The sequence below is a fragment of the Bradyrhizobium sp. 45 genome (assembly GCF_023073155.1).
Classification (GTDB): Bacteria; Pseudomonadota; Alphaproteobacteria; order Rhizobiales; family Xanthobacteraceae; genus Bradyrhizobium; species Bradyrhizobium canariense_D.
In genome coordinates, this window is the sequence record NZ_JADPIX010000060.1 from 1 (window position 1) to 732 (window position 732).

1 protein-coding gene is annotated in these 732 nt (G+C 67.2%); it reads left to right on the forward strand.

What is annotated here, in order from left to right; genetic code table 11:
- Positions 1–732 (forward strand): IS110 family transposase (locus IVB42_RS11230; protein ID WP_247470130.1); only part of this gene is annotated, 732 nt, incomplete at both ends.

Here is a 732-nt window from a genome sequence, read left to right on the forward strand (position 1 = left end):
CGACCGGCAACAGCATGGCGGTATCGCGGGTTCTGGCACCGTTCGTGGCACGGGTGATTATCGCCAATCCGCTGCAGGTGAAGGCGATCGCCCAGGCTCACGTCAAGACCGACAAGATCGATGCCGGCACGCTCGCCAGTCTGCAGGCGGCTGGGTACCTGCCGCAGATCTGGACGCCTGACGCGGAGACGGAACGCAAGCGTCGGCTGGTGGCGCGGCGCTACCAGGTCGTGCGCCATCGCACGCGGCTCAAGAACGAGGTGCATTCGATCCTGCACGCGCACCTGATCCCGAAGTGCCCGCATGCCGATCTTTTCAACGGCCGCGGCCGGGCGTGGTTGGCCGCCCAACCGTTGCCGGACGATGAGCGCGCGGCGATCGATCGGCACGTCCGCGAGCTTGACCGGCTGGCGGAAGATCTGGCCCTGCTCGACCGCGAGATCGCGCAGGACGCCATCGACGATTCCGCGGTCAACAGATTGATGACGATCACCGGCGTCAACTTGGCGGTCGCTGCCGGCATCATGGCGGCGATCGGCGACATCAGCCGGTTCAACAGCCCGCAGAAGCTGGTGAGCTATTTTGGGCTGAACCCGCGGCTACGGCAGTCCGGACTGGGCGCCGCCCATCACGGCCGCATCAGCAAGATCGGCCGCAGTCACGCGCGCGCCATGCTGGTCGAGGCGGCCTGGGCAGCGGCCAAGGGGCCCGGTCCGCTGCATGCGTTTTTCG